At 33.1% G+C, this 19,263-nt stretch carries 21 protein-coding genes; 10 read left to right on the top strand and 11 right to left on the bottom strand.

Annotation, left to right across the window (positions count from 1 at the left end):
- Positions 1 to 32 precede the first annotated feature (32 nt).
- Together RQM59_RS04195 and RQM59_RS04190 are read right to left on the bottom strand one after the other, a co-directional pair.
- On the bottom strand, positions 33 to 1,166 hold the full coding sequence (locus RQM59_RS04195) for a cysteine desulfurase family protein (RefSeq protein ID WP_349240825.1): 1,134 nt from the start codon (positions 1,164 to 1,166) through the stop codon (positions 33 to 35).
- A 20-nt stretch (positions 1,167 to 1,186) separates the two neighbouring features.
- Positions 1,187 to 1,735: a DUF8465 domain-containing protein gene (locus RQM59_RS04190; protein ID WP_349240824.1), complete on the bottom strand. Its 549-nt coding sequence runs from the start codon at positions 1,733 to 1,735 to the stop codon at positions 1,187 to 1,189.
- A gap of 59 nt (positions 1,736 to 1,794) precedes the next feature.
- Between RQM59_RS04190 and RQM59_RS04185 the strand changes: the two genes are divergently transcribed.
- Positions 1,795 to 2,430, top strand: a complete 636-nt coding sequence (locus tag RQM59_RS04185; RefSeq protein WP_349240823.1) for a low molecular weight phosphatase family protein — start codon at positions 1,795 to 1,797, stop codon at positions 2,428 to 2,430.
- Here the strand turns inward: RQM59_RS04185 and ppk2 (RQM59_RS04180) are convergent.
- Positions 2,427 to 3,212, bottom strand: a complete 786-nt coding sequence (ppk2, locus tag RQM59_RS04180) for a polyphosphate kinase 2 (RefSeq protein WP_349240822.1) — start codon at positions 3,210 to 3,212, stop codon at positions 2,427 to 2,429. The genes RQM59_RS04185 and ppk2 (RQM59_RS04180) overlap by 4 nt on opposite strands.
- Before the next feature lie 2 nt (positions 3,213 to 3,214).
- Positions 3,215 to 4,072: a polyphosphate kinase 2 gene (gene ppk2 / locus RQM59_RS04175; protein WP_349240821.1), complete on the bottom strand. Its 858-nt coding sequence runs from the start codon at positions 4,070 to 4,072 to the stop codon at positions 3,215 to 3,217.
- A 95-nt stretch (positions 4,073 to 4,167) separates the two neighbouring features.
- Between ppk2 (RQM59_RS04175) and RQM59_RS04170 the strand changes: the two genes are divergently transcribed.
- Positions 4,168 to 5,118, top strand: a complete 951-nt coding sequence (locus tag RQM59_RS04170; RefSeq protein WP_349240820.1) for a lipid A deacylase LpxR family protein — start codon at positions 4,168 to 4,170, stop codon at positions 5,116 to 5,118.
- 7 nt (positions 5,119 to 5,125) lie between these two features.
- Here the strand turns inward: RQM59_RS04170 and RQM59_RS04165 are convergent, their stop codons facing one another.
- Positions 5,126 to 6,550, bottom strand: coding sequence for an ATP-dependent DNA helicase (locus RQM59_RS04165; protein WP_349240819.1), 1,425 nt, complete (start codon positions 6,548 to 6,550; stop codon positions 5,126 to 5,128).
- 105 nt (positions 6,551 to 6,655) lie between these two features.
- Here RQM59_RS04165 and RQM59_RS04160 point away from each other — a divergent pair, with 105 nt between their 5' ends.
- The 3 genes from RQM59_RS04160 to RQM59_RS04150 are packed head-to-tail and all read left to right on the top strand — an operon-like array spanning position 6,656 to position 8,742.
- Positions 6,656 to 7,405: a hypothetical protein gene (locus tag RQM59_RS04160; RefSeq protein WP_349240818.1), complete on the top strand. Its 750-nt coding sequence runs from the start codon at positions 6,656 to 6,658 to the stop codon at positions 7,403 to 7,405.
- Positions 7,368 to 8,192 (top strand): DUF3822 family protein, encoded by an 825-nt coding sequence (locus tag RQM59_RS04155; RefSeq protein WP_349240817.1) that lies wholly within the window; start codon positions 7,368 to 7,370, stop codon positions 8,190 to 8,192. The genes RQM59_RS04160 and RQM59_RS04155 overlap by 38 nt, the downstream gene beginning before the upstream one ends.
- A gap of 1 nt (position 8,193) precedes the next feature.
- On the top strand, positions 8,194 to 8,742 hold the full coding sequence (locus RQM59_RS04150; protein WP_349240816.1) for an RsmD family RNA methyltransferase: 549 nt from the start codon (positions 8,194 to 8,196) through the stop codon (positions 8,740 to 8,742).
- Here the strand turns inward: RQM59_RS04150 and RQM59_RS04145 are convergent.
- From RQM59_RS04145 to RQM59_RS04125, 5 genes are read right to left on the bottom strand one after another with little or no spacing between them, the layout of a single operon-like run.
- Positions 8,734 to 9,687 (bottom strand): AAA family ATPase, encoded by a 954-nt coding sequence (locus RQM59_RS04145; protein WP_349240815.1) that lies wholly within the window; start codon positions 9,685 to 9,687, stop codon positions 8,734 to 8,736. The genes RQM59_RS04150 and RQM59_RS04145 overlap by 9 nt on opposite strands.
- Positions 9,687 to 11,066, bottom strand: coding sequence for a peptidylprolyl isomerase (locus RQM59_RS04140; protein ID WP_349240814.1), 1,380 nt, complete (start codon positions 11,064 to 11,066; stop codon positions 9,687 to 9,689). Before RQM59_RS04140 ends, RQM59_RS04145 begins: the two co-directional genes overlap by 1 nt.
- Complete coding sequence (locus RQM59_RS04135; protein WP_349240813.1) at positions 11,032 to 11,880, bottom strand: hypothetical protein; 849 nt, start codon at positions 11,878 to 11,880, stop codon at positions 11,032 to 11,034. Before RQM59_RS04135 ends, RQM59_RS04140 begins: the two co-directional genes overlap by 35 nt.
- On the bottom strand, positions 11,877 to 13,496 hold the full coding sequence (locus tag RQM59_RS04130; RefSeq protein WP_349240812.1) for a peptidylprolyl isomerase: 1,620 nt from the start codon (positions 13,494 to 13,496) through the stop codon (positions 11,877 to 11,879). Before RQM59_RS04130 ends, RQM59_RS04135 begins: the two co-directional genes overlap by 4 nt.
- An 11-nt stretch (positions 13,497 to 13,507) precedes the next feature.
- Positions 13,508 to 13,792, bottom strand: a complete 285-nt coding sequence (locus RQM59_RS04125; RefSeq protein WP_349240811.1) for a DUF493 family protein — start codon at positions 13,790 to 13,792, stop codon at positions 13,508 to 13,510.
- Between the two features lie 85 nt (positions 13,793 to 13,877).
- On the opposite strand from RQM59_RS04125, the gene RQM59_RS04120 reads away from it, so the two are divergent.
- From RQM59_RS04120 to RQM59_RS04100, 5 genes are all read left to right on the top strand, one after another.
- Positions 13,878 to 14,420, top strand: a complete 543-nt coding sequence (locus RQM59_RS04120; RefSeq protein WP_349240810.1) for an AAA family ATPase — start codon at positions 13,878 to 13,880, stop codon at positions 14,418 to 14,420.
- Complete coding sequence (locus RQM59_RS04115; RefSeq protein WP_349240809.1) at positions 14,417 to 16,303, top strand: RecQ family ATP-dependent DNA helicase; 1,887 nt, start codon at positions 14,417 to 14,419, stop codon at positions 16,301 to 16,303. The genes RQM59_RS04120 and RQM59_RS04115 overlap by 4 nt, the downstream gene beginning before the upstream one ends.
- Positions 16,300 to 17,244, top strand: a complete 945-nt coding sequence (gene fmt / locus RQM59_RS04110) for a methionyl-tRNA formyltransferase (RefSeq protein ID WP_349240808.1) — start codon at positions 16,300 to 16,302, stop codon at positions 17,242 to 17,244. The genes RQM59_RS04115 and fmt overlap by 4 nt, the downstream gene beginning before the upstream one ends.
- Before the next feature lie 187 nt (positions 17,245 to 17,431).
- Positions 17,432 to 17,704 carry an HU family DNA-binding protein gene (locus tag RQM59_RS04105; RefSeq protein WP_349240807.1) on the top strand — a complete coding sequence of 91 codons (273 nt, stop codon included), beginning with the start codon at positions 17,432 to 17,434 and terminating at the stop codon, positions 17,702 to 17,704.
- 97 nt (positions 17,705 to 17,801) lie between these two features.
- A complete protein-coding gene (locus RQM59_RS04100) occupies positions 17,802 to 18,359 on the top strand; it encodes a YqgE/AlgH family protein (protein WP_349240806.1) in 558 nt (185 codons plus the stop codon).
- Here RQM59_RS04100 and RQM59_RS04095 read toward each other — a convergent pair.
- Positions 18,356 to 19,192 (bottom strand): aminotransferase class IV, encoded by an 837-nt coding sequence (locus RQM59_RS04095; RefSeq protein WP_349241455.1) that lies wholly within the window; start codon positions 19,190 to 19,192, stop codon positions 18,356 to 18,358. The genes RQM59_RS04100 and RQM59_RS04095 overlap by 4 nt on opposite strands.
- Between the last annotated feature and the right edge of the window lie 71 nt (positions 19,193 to 19,263).

The raw sequence follows: 19,263 nt of genomic DNA, 5'->3' as shown, positions 1-19,263 counted from the left end.
CTTCTAGACAAAGTACCAAAAAAAGAGCTGCTCTAGAGCAGCTCTTTTAGTTTTTCTATGGTATAGTCCAATTCTTCCTTAGTAGTATGTTTGCTAAATGAAAAGCGAATAGACGTATGCATTTCTTGTTCTTCGTACTGTATTTCTGCCAATACATGAGATCCATTTGAACTTCCACTCTGACAAGCACTTCCTCCTGAAACAGCAATTCCTTGAAGATCTAAACTAAATAACAACATATCATTACTAAACGGAAAAAGAACGTTTAGGATCGTGCAGCTACTCTTTGTAAGGTCACTGGATAGTCCATTAAAGGAAACTCCTGGAACCAACTCTCGAAAAGCGCTTATAAAGTATCTTTTTAGTGTATTCATATATATTTCATCTTCTTTAGAAGATTCATACGATAGTGAAAGTGCCTTTTCCATACCTACAATGGCATGTACGTTTTCTGTACTAGATCTAGCTCCTTTCTCTTGGTCTCCTCCATGGAGCATCGGTTTTATTCCAAACCCCTTTTTAAAATACGCAAAACCAACTCCTTTAGGTCCGTTAAATTTATGTGCACTTGCAGCGATAAAATCTATTGGAGTTTCTTGTAAGTCTAATGCATAATGCCCAATGGCCTGTACTGTATCTGAATGAAATAAAGCATTAGAAGCATCACATAAAGAAATTACTTCTTTTAAGGGTAACATATTGCCAATTTCATTATTGACATACATTAAACTAACCAACGTTTTTTCTTCCGAACTGTCTAGTCTTTCTTTTAAATCTTTAAGGTCGATGGACCCATCGGAAAGAACTCCTACAAATTCTACATTAATCTTGAATTCATCTTTCAAAAAATCAACCGTATGTAATACAGCATGATGTTCTATTTTAGAAGTAATAATTCGTTTCACTCCCAAATTCGTGATTGCATTTTGTAAGATGAGATTATCTGCTTCCGTACCTCCAGCAGTGAAAATAATTTCACTGGCCGTTATATTAAAATGACTTGCAATATTTTTTCTGGCTGTTTCCACTAAAGCTTTCGCCTTTCTACCGAATTGATGGGTAGATGACGGGTTTCCAAAAACCGACTCCATAGATTCACTCATTACCTGAATGACCTCTGTACGAATAGGAGTGGTTGCAGCATTATCTAAATAGGCTTTCATCATGGTGCAAAAGTAGCTATTAATTATGAATTGGGATTCTGATAAATGTAGACTTCTGTTGCTCCTAGCCCATACTTCTGATACGAAGCATCATAGTACTTTACAGGGTATTTATTGAATAAGTACGTTAATTCACTTTTTAATACGCCTTCCCCTACTCCATGAATAAAAACAATTTTAGATATTCTTTTACGAATTGCAAACTCTAACTTTAATCTTGCCGTATCTAATTGTAACGAAAGCATATCGAAATTATCCATTCCTTTAGTTGTCTTCTTTAATTTATGAATATGAAGATCAACCTCAAGAATGACTTCTGATTTTATCTTTTTAAAGGCACTCTTTTTTGGTGTTGTCTCTTTCATTTTTTCTTTTAAAAGAGGATTATGAATATCACTATATTTTGACAATTGAAATTGAGAATCTTTAATCAATACCAGTTCTGAAGGATGGTAACTATATACCATTCCTTCCGAATCTTTAAGTGAGACCAGATCATTCGTAACGGCAACGACATCCCCTTTCAAGGTGTCATCCACAACAGCTACATAATCTCCAATCTTAAAGTGCATTTAACTTTAATTTAATTTTAAAAATGATTTAAGTCGTATTTTTGTACAAAAGTAACAACATGATAAAAACTGTGGCAGTAAATACGAAAGAATTCTTCATAAAATCTTCAAAAGATACTTTTATTTCAGAAGAAAGAAAAGGACTTCTGATTAGGATTGTAGACGCTATTGCAACTGTTTATAAACAAGATAAAATAGTTCGTTTAAACTTTATATGTACACATAATTCTAGAAGAAGTCAGTTTGGACAGGTTTGGAGTCACTTTGCATCTGAGCATTTTGACCTGAACATCCATTCATATTCGGGAGGTACTGAGGTAACAGCATTTCACAAAAACACGGTAAAGGCGCTACAAGAAGTAGGTTATGTTTTCAAAATAACTGAGTTTTCCCATCAAAACCCTGTCTACAACATTTCGTTCGATCAAGCCCAAAAAAACATTGTTGGATTTTCAAAAATTTACGACAACCCTGAAAACGAATCTCCTTTTATTGCAATTACTACTTGTGGCAGTGCAGATGAAAATTGTCCTTTTATTCCTCAAGCATTAAAGAGATTTCATTTACCATATGTAGATCCTAAATTTTCTGATGGAACGGATGGACAGCAAAAGGCATACTTTGCTACCAACAAACAAGTAGCAGCAGAAATGTTTTATATCTTCTCTTCTTTAAAGAAAGAACTATCGCATTAAACTTGAATATTCTTGTCGTAAGGAATACTCTTTAAAATGTGATTCATAGCATTTACTCTAGCTTCGGTCTTTCTGTTTGCTCGAATTACTTTCCAGGGCGAAATTTCTGTATTTGTTTTGGTAAACATGGCACGCTTGTACTCCGTATAATCATCCCATAGTTCTTGTGCACGTTTATCAACATCAGTCATTTTCCATTGTTTTAAGGGATCATTTTTAATCTCTTCAAACCTTTTAAACTGTTCTTTTTTAGAGATAGACATATAAATTTTAACTAGATACACTCCTGACTCCAAAATCATCCGTTCAAATTCGTTTACTTGATTCATAAATGTCAAGTACTGCTCTTGTGTACAAAAATCATTTACTGGTTCAACCACTGCTCTATTATACCAACTTCTATTAAAGAAAACCATTTCCCCTGCTTTCGGAAGTTGCTGAACATATCGTTGAAAATACCACTGTGTTTGCTCATCTTCCGTCGGTTTTGGTAGTGCTATAATGCGCGTATGTCTTGGGTTAATACGTTCGGTAATCCTTCTAATTGCCCCCCCTTTACCAGCTGCATCTCTTCCTTCGAACAACACAACAATCTTTTTATTCTCTTGAATTGCCCAGTTCTGAACCTTAATAATCTCTAACTGTAGTTTTTTTAGCTTTTTCTCATAATCAACATATCTAATGGCACGTTCGTAATTGAGCTGATCTCTAGATAAAAGTGCTATCAGTCCCTTATTAGAGTTCAATTTGTTGATCTGTGTTTCTGTAAGTTCAATACTCATTCTTAGTCAATTTTAAATGATGATCTATAATAGCGCATTACTACGTTAGGATCGGGTGTTAAAATAGTTAAGGCATCTTCCTTTCCATCATAATCAAAACTAGATAAAACATGCCTCATTGCTTCCAATCTGGCTACCTTCTTATTGTTTGTTTTAATGATCATCCATGGACTATAACTCGTATGTGTTTTACTAAACATTTCGTCCTTATAGTATGTATATGTATCCCAGAGCTGCTGTCCTTTTTTATCTACAGGGCTAAACTTCCATCGTTTTAATGGATTTGCATTCCTACTGTCAAATCTTCTTGACTGCTCTTCTTTAGAAATAGATAACCAAAATTTAATAATGATTAAACCATCTTCGTATAGCATATGTTCAAACTCTGGCACCTGTACCATAAACTCATTATACTCTTTTTTTGAACAAAAATCCATTACAGGTTCTACAACGGCTCTGTTATACCAACTACGATCAAAAAAAACAATCTCGCCAGGATTGGGTAACTCCTTAATATATCTTTGAAAATACCATTGCCCTCGTTCTACATTGGTTGGTTTATTTAAAGCTACCAGTCTTGAGGAACGTGGATTTAAATGTTCCATAAACCTTCTAATGTTTCCTCCTTTACCAGCGGCATCTCTACCTTCAAAAATAACAGCTACTCTTTTCTGATGTTTTAATATCCATTGCTGAAGCTTTACCAACTCTATCTGTAACAACCGAATCTCTTCATTATACAGTAATATTTCCTCTACCTTTTGGAATGGAATATCTTTCTGTTTAATAATAGAAAGTAATTCATTTTTAGTAGTGGAATTATTAAAATCTTCTACTTGTAATTTGGGTTTCTCGTTCATTCAATAAAAAATCTATGGAAGCTCTAAAATAACACCTTTTTTTCAATACTACTATTACCATTTAGTTATAAAACATATTTTATATTTGCCTTTATATGACTATACGCATTTTCCTTATTTTTTTTTGTATTTCTTTCGTCTCTATTGCACAGCAAAAGCTGTCTAAGGAATTTAGTTTTGTAAATGATAATGATCTATTTGTTTCTTATAAAAAAGATAGATATTATACAAACGGAATGTTTTTCACCTATAGAAATTTAGCTAAAACAAAAGACCAAAAACTCGAAAAGAAGATCCATGAATGGCAATTGGGACATTTAATGTTCACGCCTCATAAACCAACCATTTTAAGTGTTACTGAGCACGACCGTCCTTTTGCTTCTTATTTATATGGAAGTTTTGGTATCAAAAAAGTGTACAAAAATCAACAGATCTTAAAAGGAGAAGTTCAACTTGGTGTTATAGGCCCTTCTGCGCTGGGAGAAAGTCTTCAAAATTTTATACATGATATTTATGGATTCGCGAGACCAATTGGTTGGAAGTATCAGATACGAAACGCAGTTGGTATTAATGTAAATGCACATTATACTAGGAATCTAAGTACTGATAAAGACAATCGAAACGATATCAATTTTATCAATAGTCTTAGAATAGGAACTGTTTTTACGGATGTTACAACTGGGATTCATGGAAGACTGGGGTTTCTAAACTTAGAACCCATTACGAATTCTGTTGCATTTAATACAAGTTTAAACAATGAACAGACAAGTGGAGTTCGGGGTGTAGAGTCTATGTTTTACTATAAAACAACTTTAACCTATGTGCTTTATGACGCAACCATACAAGGGAGTTTTTTAAATACATCTAGCCCTGTAACATATAGTATTAACCCTTTTAGATTTGACTTTGAAATGGGACTCTTGTTTACAGCTAACAGAGTTAATTTTGGGTATTCTTACCACTTCTACACAGATAAAATGAAAAATTTAAAATTTTCTAAAGGGAACTCATATGGAAGTCTTCGATTAAACTACCTCTTTAATTGATCTTAGTTTATTCTTCAAAATATTCATCTTTAAATCCGATTAAGAACAACTTCTCCTGCGCCCTGGTAACAGCAGTGTATAACCACCTCAAATACTCTTTATTAACGCCCTCTGGAAGATAAGGCTGTTCTATGAAAATATTCTTCCATTGCCCTCCTTGTGATTTATGACAGGTCATGGCATAAGAGAACTTTACCTGTAATGCGTTAAAATATTTGTTCTTCTTTATAGATAATAGTTGTTTGTATTTCGATTTTTCATGCGCAAAATCCTCTTTAACAGCTTCATATAATTTATTCGACTCTTCGTAGGATAATGACGGGCTTTCACTGGTGAGTGTATCCAGCAATAAAACTGTATCGAACGGTTTTTGATCTGGGTAATCGATCATTCGTATTTCTACCTCCGCAAATCTGAATCCATACAGCTCTTTTATGGTTCTGATCCTAAGCACTTCACAAATATCTCCATTCGCAATAAACCCAGCCGCCGATGAATCTTTCAACCAGAAATAGTTATTCTTAACAACCATAACATAATCGCCTACAGAGATCTCATTCTCTTGTCCTCTAATCTTAGTTCGTATTTGCTGATTATATTGATTAGCTCTTTTATTAGATCGTACTATAAAGGCAGTATCTTCGACCCCTTCATTATTATATGCTGATATAATCGCATCCTGAATATCATACCCATCAACAAGTCTCACAATATCTGGGTAACCAAGATCAAACATAAAATGCTTTGCATCATTTTGAATAAGCAATCTCAATACTGTAGCATTTGCTAAAATACCCGAGTTCTCTTGTTGACGCATTACTTCATCTAGTTCGATTTCCGTTACTTCTTTATGATAGTCCACCTCGAGCCTGTCTGCTTCCAATGCCGGACTCAATGTAAGTTTTACTGGTGGTAGTTGAGCCGTATCTCCAATAAAAATAATTTTGCAGTTATGTCCAGAGTATACATAGGAAATCAAATCATCTAATAAGGAACCATTTTCAAATAATTTAGCATTCTGAGGTCTATCAGGAATCATTGAAGCCTCATCAACAATAAATAATGTATCTGTGTGCTTATTAGGTTGTAAGACAAAGTCTACTGAACCGTTCTTTTGCTTTTTAGGAAAATATATTTTCTTATGAATTGTTAGCGCCTGTCTTTTAGAATATCCAGAAATAACTTTAGCCGCTCTTCCTGTTGGTGCAAGCAGAACTGCCTTCTTCCCAGCTCTCCATAAATTATTTACTACCGTACTAATTGTAGATGTTTTTCCAGTACCTGCATATCCTTTTAATAGAAAAATGGAATGATTCTTGCCGTCAAATATAAAATTCACTAACAGATGAAACAGTTCTGACTGTCTATTTGTAGGTGAATGTGGGTACTTTTTTAAAAGATCCTTATAAAAATCTGTAGGGTTTTTTAGCATAAAAAGAATAAAGCATCAAAGATACGTCGATTTGTGTTTAAAAATTTTTATCGTTAAAAAAAAATTGTAGATTTGCTAATAACGTATAAACAAAAAATAATATAAATGGGATCATATATAATGATGATAGCAGCTGTAGTAGTTGCCTTTGTGATTGCTTACTTAATTGTAAAGTTTTTACCACTTAAATTAAGACCTGTAGCTTCAATAGTTTTATTAATACTTGCTGGTTTTCTTGTATACAAAATTTATGATGGGATTATGAAACCTATCAATTTTGACAAGAAAAAAGTGACTAAATATTCTGAAGTAATCAAGAATTTAAAGATTATTAGAGATGCAGAAATTGCCTATAAAGAGGTAAATGGAAATTATACTAAGGATAGAGCTGCTCTAATCAGATTTATAGATACTGCGCAATTTGCAATTACTGAATCTAGAGATACAGTAATTAGAGTAAATGAAGGAACTAGATGGCAACCATTGTGGATAGACAAAGAGAAAAGAGTTATTGACACCACTGGTTATGAGCCTGTTTTAAAGAGTTTTGAAAATAAAGACTATAAAAACATGTTTAAGGTACCTGGTTTAGAAGGAAAAGAATTTGAGCTTGAAATAGGCATGGTAGAAAAAGTGCAAGGTTTAGAGGTTCCTGTTTTTGAAGCGCGAATTGATAAAGCTTCTATTTTAAAAGGCATGGATATTTCCTTAGTTAAACAGGAAAAAGAAGCTATTGCCACTGATCAAGTAAAAGGAGAATATGTATCTGTTGGTTCTTTAAGTGAAGTAACAACTGGTGGTAACTGGCCTCCGTCATATGATAAAAACGATCGTGCAAAAGAAAACGATAAGTAAACATATACAAGAAATAATAGTAAGAAACCTATCCATCCAATTTAGTTTGGATGGATTTTCTTTTTGTATTTCAAATCAGGACAACGAAGTTTACTTTTTTAAAAGCTTTGAATTTCCTATTACTACGTCTGTCGATAATTGCCTAGAAGAGATTATATCCGTCTTTAAAACGGAAGAACAACTGCAAACTGATTTTAACTCCATTTTTGTAATACACCAAAATTATCTGAACACGATTGTTCCTGATAAATTATTCAATGAAAAGGAATTAGCTACTTATTTAAAATTTTCTGTAAAAACATTAGCAACGGATGCTTTTGATTTTGACTCAATAACTGATATTAGTGCAAAGAATGTGTACATTCCCTATACGAATATCAATAACTTTTTGTTTCAAAATTTTGGCGCCTTTGAGTTTAAGCATCATACAACCGTTTTAATTGAAAAACTTCTTGGTAAAAATAAAGGTTCGCAATTCTATCTGCATGTATCAAAACATCATATTGACATTATTTTACTCAAAGAGAATGATTTACACTTCTACAACTCTTTCAAGTATAATTCTAAAGAAGATATAATCTATTATGTTTTGTTTATCGCAGAGCAGCTTAAAATGGATACTGAAGAATTTATGTTAGTACTTTTAGGCGATATTAAACAAGAGTCAGAACTATATGATATTCTTTATAAATATATCCGTAATATTTCTTTCCTAGAGAATGACAACGCTTTATTAAAAAAATCTGATGAGTTTTCAAATCACTCAAATTTTATCTTATTAGGATAGTATGAGAATTATATCTGGAAAATACAAAGGGCGAAGAATTACCGCTCCCAAGAACCTTCCTGTGAGACCAACCACAGATATGGCTAAAGAGGCACTCTTTAACATACTAAATAACAACTTTTATTTTGATGCGATCTCTGTCATAGATCTTTTCGCAGGAACAGGGAATATTAGTTATGAGTTTGCTTCTAGAGGTACAAAAGAAATATATGCAATTGATAAACATTTTGGATGTACTAGATTTATCTATGATACCGCCAAGGAATTTGACCTTTCTATTAATCCTTATAAAAGTGATGTCTACAAGTTTTTAGAAAAGACTCCCTTGAAAGCTGATATTATTTTTGCTGATCCCCCTTATGATTTTGAAACTGCACAGTTTGAAAAAATTGTAGACCTTGTTTTTGCTAACAACATTTTAAATGAAGAAGGAATGCTTATTGTAGAGCATTCAAAACATACGAGTTTAGAGAAGCATCCAAACTTTAATTATTCTAAAAAATATGGTGGAAACGTATTTAGCTTTTTTGAGAATAAAGAATTACAATAAAGAATTAATAATATCCGTTAGTGTTACTCCTTCCGCTTCTGCCTTATAATTCTTCACAATCCTATGTGATAAGATTGGAATGGCTACTGCTTTAACATCTTCGATATCTGGTGAGTATTTGCCGCTAATAACCGCATGAGCCTTAGCCGCTAATATGAGGTTTTGAGAGGCTCTCGGCCCAGCGCCCCAATCTAAATACTTTTGTACCATTTCGGTAGCTTCTTTAGATTTCGGTCTTGTTTTTCCAACTAATGAAACAGCATATTCAATAACATTATCGGTTACCGGTATTTTTCTCACCAATTTTTGTACTTCTAGGATCTCCTGTGCAGAAAAATAAGAATCAACTATGGTTTCTTCATTCGAAGTGGTATTCTTCACAACTTGAACTTCTTCGTTAAAAGAAGGGTAATCCAAATGAATGGAAAACATAAATCTATCCAGCTGCGCTTCTGGTAACGGATACGTTCCTTCTTGCTCTATAGGGTTTTGTGTAGCTAATACATAAAAAGGTAAATCTAGCTTATAATGAGAGCCTGAAATGGTCACAGAACGCTCTTGCATTGCTTCCAATAAGGCTGCCTGTGTCTTGGGCGGTGTCCTATTAATTTCATCAGCCAAAATAATATTAGAGAATATAGGTCCTTTAATAAATTTAAACTGGCGATTCTCGTCTAATATTTCGCTACCTAAAATATCAGATGGCATCAAATCTGGTGTAAACTGAATACGTTTAAAATGTAATCCTAAAGCATCAGAAACAGTGTTAACCAATAATGTTTTTGCCAGACCTGGTACACCAATTAGTAGTGAATGACCTCCACAAAAGATCGATAATAATACCAAGTTAACAGCTTCGTCCTGTCCTACTATTACCTTCCCTATTTCCGATTTTAGTTTCTGGTATTTAGAAACCAGTTGATCTACAGCTACTACGTCAGACATTATTTACTAGCTAGTTTTTTCCAATTTCTTTCAAAAGTACATTTCGCATAGTTCGGACTAATCTTAATATACGTATCAACAATGTTCTCTTTAGACCACTTTGCAATGGTTTCTTCTTTCTTCTTCTGCAATGCTAAACTCTGTACTTTTACGTAATCATTAACAAGATCAGCAATATGTGTATCTGTACGGTCTTTCATGATAATAACCTTGAACATTTTCTCTCCTGTTCTTGTTTCATCATAAAACGGTTCTGTCATTTTTCCTTTGGTCAAATCGCTAACTCTAGCATATAATGCAGGATCCATTCTAGTAAGATCAAAAGTTGACTCCCCTGTGTATTGGTTAATAATGAGTCCTCCGTTGTTCTTAGTATCCTTGTCTTCAGAATATTGATCAACTGCCTCTTTAAATGTCATTTTACCCTCTTCAACATCTTTCTTTATTTGACTGACCAATGTTTGAGCCGCAGTAACTTTATTATCATCAATTTGTGGTCTCATTAAAATATGTGACGCTATTCTCATATTTCCTTTTATTTCGTGCAATTGGATAATATGATATCCAAAATCAGATTTAAATGGATCTGAGATCTCACCTATTTCTAAGGTAAAAACAACTTCCTTAAATTCTTTAATGAACTGACTGTCTTTTGTAATCTCATATTTCCCCCCATTGTTAACCACTGCAGGGTCTTCAGAGTTAATAATCGCCTTCATTCGGATACTAGCCCCTTCTTCTATTTCCTTTTTGATCTTGGTCAATTCATTCACAACTCGCTTTTCTTCAGCTTCTGTGGGCTTCGCATACACAACAATTTGTGCCAACTGAATCTCTGCTGGGAATTCAGGGAGTTCATTTTTCTCTTTTAAACCATTATAGTACAAGCGTACTTCCTCTGGAGTAACATCAACCTTCTCTGTCAGTTTTTGTTGTTCTTTTCTAATCAGTGCGTTCTCCTTTTCAATATTAAAAAGTTCTGCTTTTAATTCTGGTAAAGTGCTAAATCCATATACCGATGGTACTTTTTCTATACCGCCATATTGTTGTGCGAAATACTGCACATTTCTATCAACAGCAGCGTTCACTTCACCATCTGTTACTACAATACTATCTATTACAGCATGATGCGCTAACAACTTCTGTAACATCAATTGCTCTAACATTTCACAGTCAGATATTTTAATTTTTCGTTCACTGTTATTTTGCAGTTCTAATTTGAACTTGGCAATATCAGAATCTAATACAATGTTCTTTCCAACGACTACACCTACTCCATCGATCTTTACCTTCTGAGCTTGGATACTGATTGCTCCTAAGCAAAAAATAAATAGGATAGTTAGACTAATAAACTTTGAAGCTTTTATTTTGTGTGGCATCTTTTAAAATGATTTTTTCTATTTCTCTAATTAACTCTAACTTTCTCTTGTGCAAAATCATCTGCTTTATAGTTGGAGTTATGTAGTTTTTAGGTGCTATTTGGTTCCTTAATAACACATCTTTTACAGCCACCAAATATAAGCCTAATGAGTCTTCTTTTTGAAGGTATTTTGTTTTTTTTAACAATTTTTCCTTAGAAAATGGTGTTTTTAACAAAACATTTTCTAATGGAACCCAAATTGAGTCATTAAGTTGATATGATTTGAAACTTAACTGTTGCTGCTCCAGTGCTTCTAGATCTTCCTGATTCATCGATCTAAACAATTGTATAATATCATCTTTATCAACGACATCATTTCCAAAGTGAACATACCTTGCCTTTACAAGTTCTTCATTTAACCTAAAATTCAAACTGTTCGTATTGTAATATTCGTCAACTTCTTCTTCGGAAATAACTGTGTCTAATTGTTGTTTGATCAACCTCTCTTTGTAGTTATTGATTAAAAGGCTTTTTCTATAATCAGAAACTAGCTTATTAATTTCCTTATTGTTCTCAAGAGTACTATTCTCTTCAGCCTTCTTTAAAAGTAATTTTTGAGTAGCCCAGCTTGTAATAATACTCCTTAATAATACAAGACTATCTTCTTTTGAGATGTTTTTCGGAAATAGATTTTGGATATCTTCTTTAACCAGTTCTTCATTATAAATACTAGCAATGACATCCTTTTTTACAGGTTCTTTCTTTTGCAAATCAAAATAATCGCAAGAGGAAAAAAATACACATACTAATATCCAAATGTAGCTCTGTTTCATTCTTCTTTTCTATAATATTTAATTAGCTTTTTAAGCTCTCTTTTGTTGACCTTAACCGCATTTTTCTTCTTCAACTCGGCTATCCAGCTTTTCTCTAAATAATTTTGATAATCACTAATTACCTTTCCTCTGATCTTACTAAGATCTTTTTCAGAATACTTAGCCATGTTCTTATCAAAATATGTTTGGAGCCCTAAAGTATCTTTAGATGATTTATCCCAAATTTTTTTGTTCATCAATTCAAACAACAAGATTCCATCCTTATATTCCTGTAAACTAGTGGCGTACTCAGGTTCTGTATGTACTAAATTTTCTTTAAAGTATTCTAATACCTGGTAATCTATAAACGCATTAAAAAGAAAGGGAATAGATTTATTTCTTCTATTTCTAATATACAACACAAATGCCTCTTGTTTGATTTCCTTTTCATTAATACTAATTAGTATGGCCTGCAATGAATCTTTAGGAATACCTCTGATGTCTTTTCTTTTTAAGATACTTTTTGCATCTTCAAATTCCACTATCTTATATTGCTTTTTCAGCTTGTTTAAAACCGCATTGTCCGATAGTTTAGCTCTTCCGCTTCTTTTCACCTTAGTTCTAATTCCTGCTTTTGTCTTTTCAAAAGATTCTACTGGATATTTTTTATATAATTGTAAGATGTGCCATCCAAATCTTGTTTCAAAAGGTTTGCTGTAATCACCTTTGTTCTCAAGAGAAAACGCTGCAATTTCAAAAGGCTTCACCATTCTACCAGATCCAAACTTACTCAGTCTCCCTCCTTTGTTTTTAGTATTTACATCATTTGAATACTTTTTTGCTAACTCCTTAAATGATTCCCCAGCAATCAGTTTACGATAGACAGTATCTATTTTCTTTTTTCCTGTCTCCGTCTTATCAGTAATCAAAATATGAGCTACTTGAACTTCTCCCTTAGAGGGTCTTTCTGCTACTTTTTTAACGATATGATATCCAAATCTTGTTTTAAATGGCATAGACACTTCTCCTATTTTTGTTTTAAAGGCAGCATCTTCAAAATCAAAGACCATTTTAAATGCTCCGAAATAACCCAAATCTCCACCGTTAGTTTTAGCAGATCTATCATCAGAATATTTTCTGGCCATTTCAGAAAAATCAACGTCATGGTTTACAATACTATCTCTAAGATTCATGATCTTTTTGTAAATAGCCAATGTATCTCCCGATGTATAATTTGCTGGAAAACGAACCAAGATATGACTCGCTCTTATTTCTGTCTTTGTTCTATCGTATGCATCTTTGATTAATTTCTCAAGGAATTTCTTGTCTTGGAGATAAGGTGCCGTAAGTTGATTCTTATACGTTTCTATCTCTCTTTTATAAGACCTTGAAGTATCTAGCTTAAGGCGGTAAGCTTCATCTACTTTTAGTTTATAATTTATAAACAGATCTAAGTTCTTTGCTACATCTTTACCTTCTTCCGATTCAATAGAACTTAAATTTTTTTCAAATACTCTTTTGAATTCAGAAACTTTAACTTTTTGATCGTTAATCGTTACCAAGGTCTTATCCTTTTTTTGAGCAAAAGAATATCCCGACACCAATAGAATACTTACTAAGAATAATACTTTTTTCATTTCTTTTTTATTTATAATGATATAATCCCTTTAATATTTTCTGCTTTCTTATAATAGCTGATCACCTCATCAGAACTAGACAAATTAATAACTATAGAAACGCTAATATATTTCCCTGTTTTAGATTTTTTGGTATTGATAACAGCACCACCTTTGTCGAATAATTCCTGCACCTCCGCTACCTGATTACCATCAGTTGGAACAATAAACTTATACATATAGTCTGCCGGAAACGTTGTAGTATCGTCTAATTGTCCTTTTAACTTTTTATAAAATGCTTCTTCCTTACCATTCATATCTTAACTATCAAATTGTTTTTAAAATGAACACAAAATTACACTAAATATTATTTTAATGAATTGAATACTATATTTTTGTTTCATGCAACAAAAAATTGTCTTAATAGGCGGACCAGGCACAGGGAAATCTTCTGTGTTAAATGAATTAATAGTGCAAAATTATTATTGCATGCCTGAAGTATCTAGAGAGGTTACCTTGAAGGCGCAGCAAGACGGTATAGATCAACTTTTCCTTACGGACCCAATTCTTTTTAGCAAACTGCTGTTAGAAGGCAGAGAGCAACAATTTATCACAGCAAGTGAAACGTCCAATAAGTTTGTGTTTTTTGACCGGGGCTTACCCGATGTATATGCATATCTCAAATTTAGTAATACGGAATACCCGTCTTATTTTAAGGAAAAATGTATTCAATATAAATATGATAAGGTTTTTCAGTTTTCACCCTGGGAAGAAATTTACATAACAGACAATGAGCGTTATGAAACATTTGAAGAATCTAAAAATATCGATATTTTTTTGAAAAAAGCATATAAAGAATTAGGATACAGTCTGATAAATGTACCTTTTGGTACGATAAAAGAAAGAACTAACTTCATTATTAACTCGCTTAAAAGCGATGTATGATAAATCCTCTAAACATACTTACTAAATATTGGGGGCATACGGAATTTATATCCCCACAAGAAGAGATAATTTCATCTGTATTAAATAAGGAAAATACAATTGCTTTGTTACCAACAGGAGGCGGAAAGTCCATCTGCTTTCAGGTTCCTGCGCTATTACTAGATGGTATTTGTATTGTAATATCTCCAATGGTCTCTTTGATCAAAGATCAAGTTGAAAATCTCAAGAAAAAGGGAATAAAAGCCGCAACTATTGAAGCCGGAACTAGCAAAGATGATATTATAACGCTCTTCGATAACTTAAAATTTGGAGGGTATAAATTTTTATATCTTTCTCCTGAGCGTCTTTCATCCAGTTTTATCAAAGAAAAGGTCAAAGAATTGAATGTTTCTATGATCGCTGTTGATGAAGCGCATTGTATTTCTGAATGGGGACACGATTTCCGGCCTTCCTATAGACACATTAGTGTTTTACAAGAAATACATCCACATGCCAATTTCATCGCCCTAACGGCCACCGCAACAAAAGATGTATTATCCGATATTTCAAAGAACCTAAAGATAGATGCGGCAACTGTCTTTAAAAAGTCCTTTTTAAGAAATGAGTTGGCATATCAAATTTTTCATGTAGAGGATAAACTTACACGTCTTTTGCAAACATGTACGAGATTTAAAAATTCGGCTATTGTCTATGTAAGATCAAGAAAACGGACAGAAGAAATAGCTGCTTTTTTAAACGCAAATAACTTTAAAGCTTCCTATTACCATGGGGGTTTGACACCTACAGAGAAAAAAGAAGCATTTAATAATTGGATGACCGAAAGCACTAGGATTATGGTAGCGACCAATGCCTTTGGTATGGGTATAGACAAATCCAATGTGACAGTTGTTATTCATTTAGACCTTCCTTATAGTATAGAAAATTATGTTCAAGAGGCTGGTCGGGCAGGAAGGAATGGAGAACAGTCGTTTTCGGTAGTTTTGCAAAATAATAATGATATACAAGCCTTAAGATCACAATTCAATGTAGGAACCCCCACTTTAGAGGAGATCAAAAAAATATATAGAAATCTGGTCCAATATTATTCCATTGCTATCGGGGAATTACCTATAGATTCATATCCGTTTAAGTTATCCGAGTTTTGTCAACGGTATAATTTGACTTATGTAAAGACCAATACTATCTTAAAAATACTGGCTAACAATGGGGTTATAGAGTTAAATACTTCTTTAAAGAGAAGGTCATCTCTTCAATTTATCCTAAATTCAAAACAGCTCATACAGTACAAGAATCGATCTGAAATAACATATAAGGTTGTCAATACTATACTTAGAAATTATGTGGGCATTTATGACCATGAGGTATACATTAATGAATACATGATTGCTAAGAAAGCGGGAGTGACATCAGAAAAAATTAAGGAAGTTTTACAGAAATTGAATACTGACCAAGTGGTACGTTATATTGAAGCCACAGACTATGATCAGTTGATGTTTTTGGTTCCTCGAGAAGACAATAGGACAATTAACAGTATTGCTAAGAACATCAAAATCTACCTAAAGCAGCAGCAACGAAAGATTACTGACTTAGTCGATTTTATTACAAATAATGAAACGTGTAGGAGTACCCAATTACTATCCTATTTTGGAGAAGAGAATGTCGAAGATTGTGGTATATGCGATGTATGTTTAAGAAGGCAAAATACTATTGTTGATTTTAGATCGGATATTTTGAACCTATTAAAGAAACATGATACACTATCTTCAATCGAAATTCAAACATTTTTAAAAGCGAATGAAAGGGACATTTTAATACATTTGCGAAACCTTCTATCAGAAGACAAAATAGCCATTAATAGTACAAACAAATATTATATAGTATGAGAAACCTGAGGATTGTATTTATGGGAACCCCAGACTTTGCAGTGACTATTCTAAAGGGTCTTTTAGATAATGGTCATAAGGTTGTTGCTGTAATTACGGCTCCAGATAGGCCTTCAGGTAGAGGAAGAAAATTGAACGAGTCTGCGGTAAAAAAATATGCCAGCTATAAAAATTTACCAATTCTTCAACCTACAAATCTTAAGAATGAAGACTTTATAAAAGAACTAGAGAGTTACAAAGCAAATGTGCAAGTGGTGGTTGCCTTTAGAATGCTTCCAAAAGTTGTTTGGAATATGCCAGAATATGGAACTTTTAACTTACATGCTTCGTTACTTCCAGATTATAGAGGTGCAGCTCCTATTCATTGGGCGATTATTAATGGTGAGAAAAAAACTGGAGTAACTACATTTTTTATAGATGATAAAATAGACACAGGGGAAATCATTTTGCAAAAAGAAACACCTATTGGTGAAGATGAGACTGTAGGTCAGTTACATGATACACTTATGCATTTGGGTGCTGATCTCGTTAATGAAACGATCCATTTAATTGCTAATAATACTGTTACCACGTATAAACAACCAGATGTTGAAGAGAAGGTAGCTCCAAAGTTATATCCCGAAAATTGTAAAATAGATTGGACAGAAGATATACATACGATCTATAATAAAATTAGAGGTTTAAATCCGTTTCCTGCTGCCTGGACCATTTTAACGAACGGTGATCAGGAGGTTACAGTCAAAGTATATGCGGTTTCTAAGATTGAAGAAAGTCATGACTTTTCTTTAGGGAAGGTCGTAACCTCGAAGAAAGAAATAAGGATTGCGGTAAAAGGAGGTTATATAAATGTTTTAGAAATTAAGCTATCTGGGAAGAAAAAAATGGATGCTGTTAGTTTATTAAATGGTTTTACTTTTGAGAAAGACGCAATACTGTCTTAACCCCTTTATGGGTGGGCAATACGAGCATTTTACTCAAAAATCTACTGGCTTTATTAACAATTTACCTACATTTATTAACAAAACAGTGCTTTTTTAGTGCCCAAACTTGCATGAAGCCTTAATCCGTCTATATTTGTTAAGCTTTTATAGCAAAAATATATTCAATTAATTTTAAATTCTATTTATTATGAACAAATCAGATTTAATCGATGCAATGGCTGCTGACGCAGGAATCTCTAAAGTAGCAGCTAAAGCAGCTTTAGAATCTTTAACTTCTAATGTAACTTCAACTTTAAAAGGTGGCGGAAAAGTTGCTTTAGTAGGATGGGGTACTTGGTCTGTATCTAAGAGAGCGGCTAGAAATGGTAGAAACCCTCAAACTGGAGCAGAAATTAAAATTGCTGCTAAAAACGTTGTAAAGTTTAAAGCAGGAGCTGGATTAAGCGGTTCTGTGAACTAATCATACTTTAAAAATAGTATATGAAAAACTCTCTTTTTTAAGAGAGTTTTTTATTACCTATATTTTAACTACATTTAAAGAAGATTAATATCCCGGGATGAATATGATTAAGCCTAATAAAGGAAAACTGTTAATCGCAGAACCTTCTATTTTAACTGATGACTCTTTTAATAGATCTATAATTCTATTGACAGAACATACTGAAAATAGTACTGTGGGCTTTATTCTTAATAGACCTTTAGATTATACTATTAAAGATATTATCCCAGAAATTGATTGTGATTTCTTAGTTTATCAAGGAGGGCCTGTCGAACAAGATAATTTGTACTTTGTCCATAAATCTCCTGATTTGATTCCAAATAGTATAGAGGTTTCCAATGGTATTTTTTGGGGTGGTAATTTCGATTCCTTAAAAAATGTACTGATTAATAAGCAAATTCAACCTTCACAAATTCGATTTTTCCTAGGGTATTCGGGATGGTCTGCAAATCAATTAGAAGATGAAATAGAAACCAATTCCTGGTTCGTTTCAGAAAATGACTTCTCAAATATATTTTCTGTAGATAATAAAAGTTTATGGAAAAATAAGTTGTTACAACGTGGCGGTGAATATAAAATTTGGGCCAACGCTCCTGGTGACATTCATTTAAACTAGGCCTTACCCGTAATTTCAAGGATTCGAAGACTCTTCGATAATTTATCAGATACGTCTGTTACAAATGTCTTTTTCCTGTAATTCGTAACAGCCTGAATTCCTACAATAGCATTTGTAATAAATACCTCATCTGCTTTTTGGATTTCAAAAGGACTAATTACCGTCTCTTCAATCGTAAAAAGATCATTAGATTCAATAATTTCTATAATTTTCTTTCTTAGTACACCTTTTAAACAACCTTCAGTAAGTGCTGGAGTTTTAATAGTGTTTCCTTTGATAACAAAAATATTTCCATTAGTGACTTCGACCACGCCTTTTCTTTCGTTCAATAAAACGCAATTGTCAAGGTCATTTTCTTCTGCATAAACAGATGCCACGGTAGATAGCATCTTGTTATTCGTTTTTAGCGTAGATAGCAATCCTGAATAATTGTAAAAATCTTTAAACAGATCTATACGATAGGCCTCTTTCTTTTCTACCTTCAGTTCCGAAATTTCAATAAGAAAATCGACTTCGTTTGTTGCAGGAGTGTATAAACCGCCATCTTTTCTAAATACAGATAATCTTCCTCTACATGTAGTATTTGTTGTTTCCGGCGGAATCGTTTTTAAAATCTCTTTTTCTAAGTTTTCCAAAGTAAAATCCATTGGAATCTTCATTCTAAGCATGCGCATGGAAGCCATTAACCTAAAATAATGATCCTCCCAGAAAATAACTTTACCATTGGCAATCTTCATTGTCTCAAAAAGAGCATCTCCAAATTTAAAACCTCGATTATTTACAGATAATAACCGTTCTGTATCTGAAACTAGTGTACCGTTGAAATTCAATATTCTTACTTTGAAAATTATGCTTGCAAATTTAAGGCAAAATGAAGGATAAAAGCATAAAAAAACCTTAACAA

The sequence above is a fragment of the Asprobacillus argus genome (genome assembly GCF_032248395.1).
GTDB lineage: Bacteria > Bacteroidota > Bacteroidia > Flavobacteriales > Flavobacteriaceae > Polaribacter > Polaribacter argus.
This window is presented reverse-complemented; position numbering and strand designations above follow the sequence as displayed.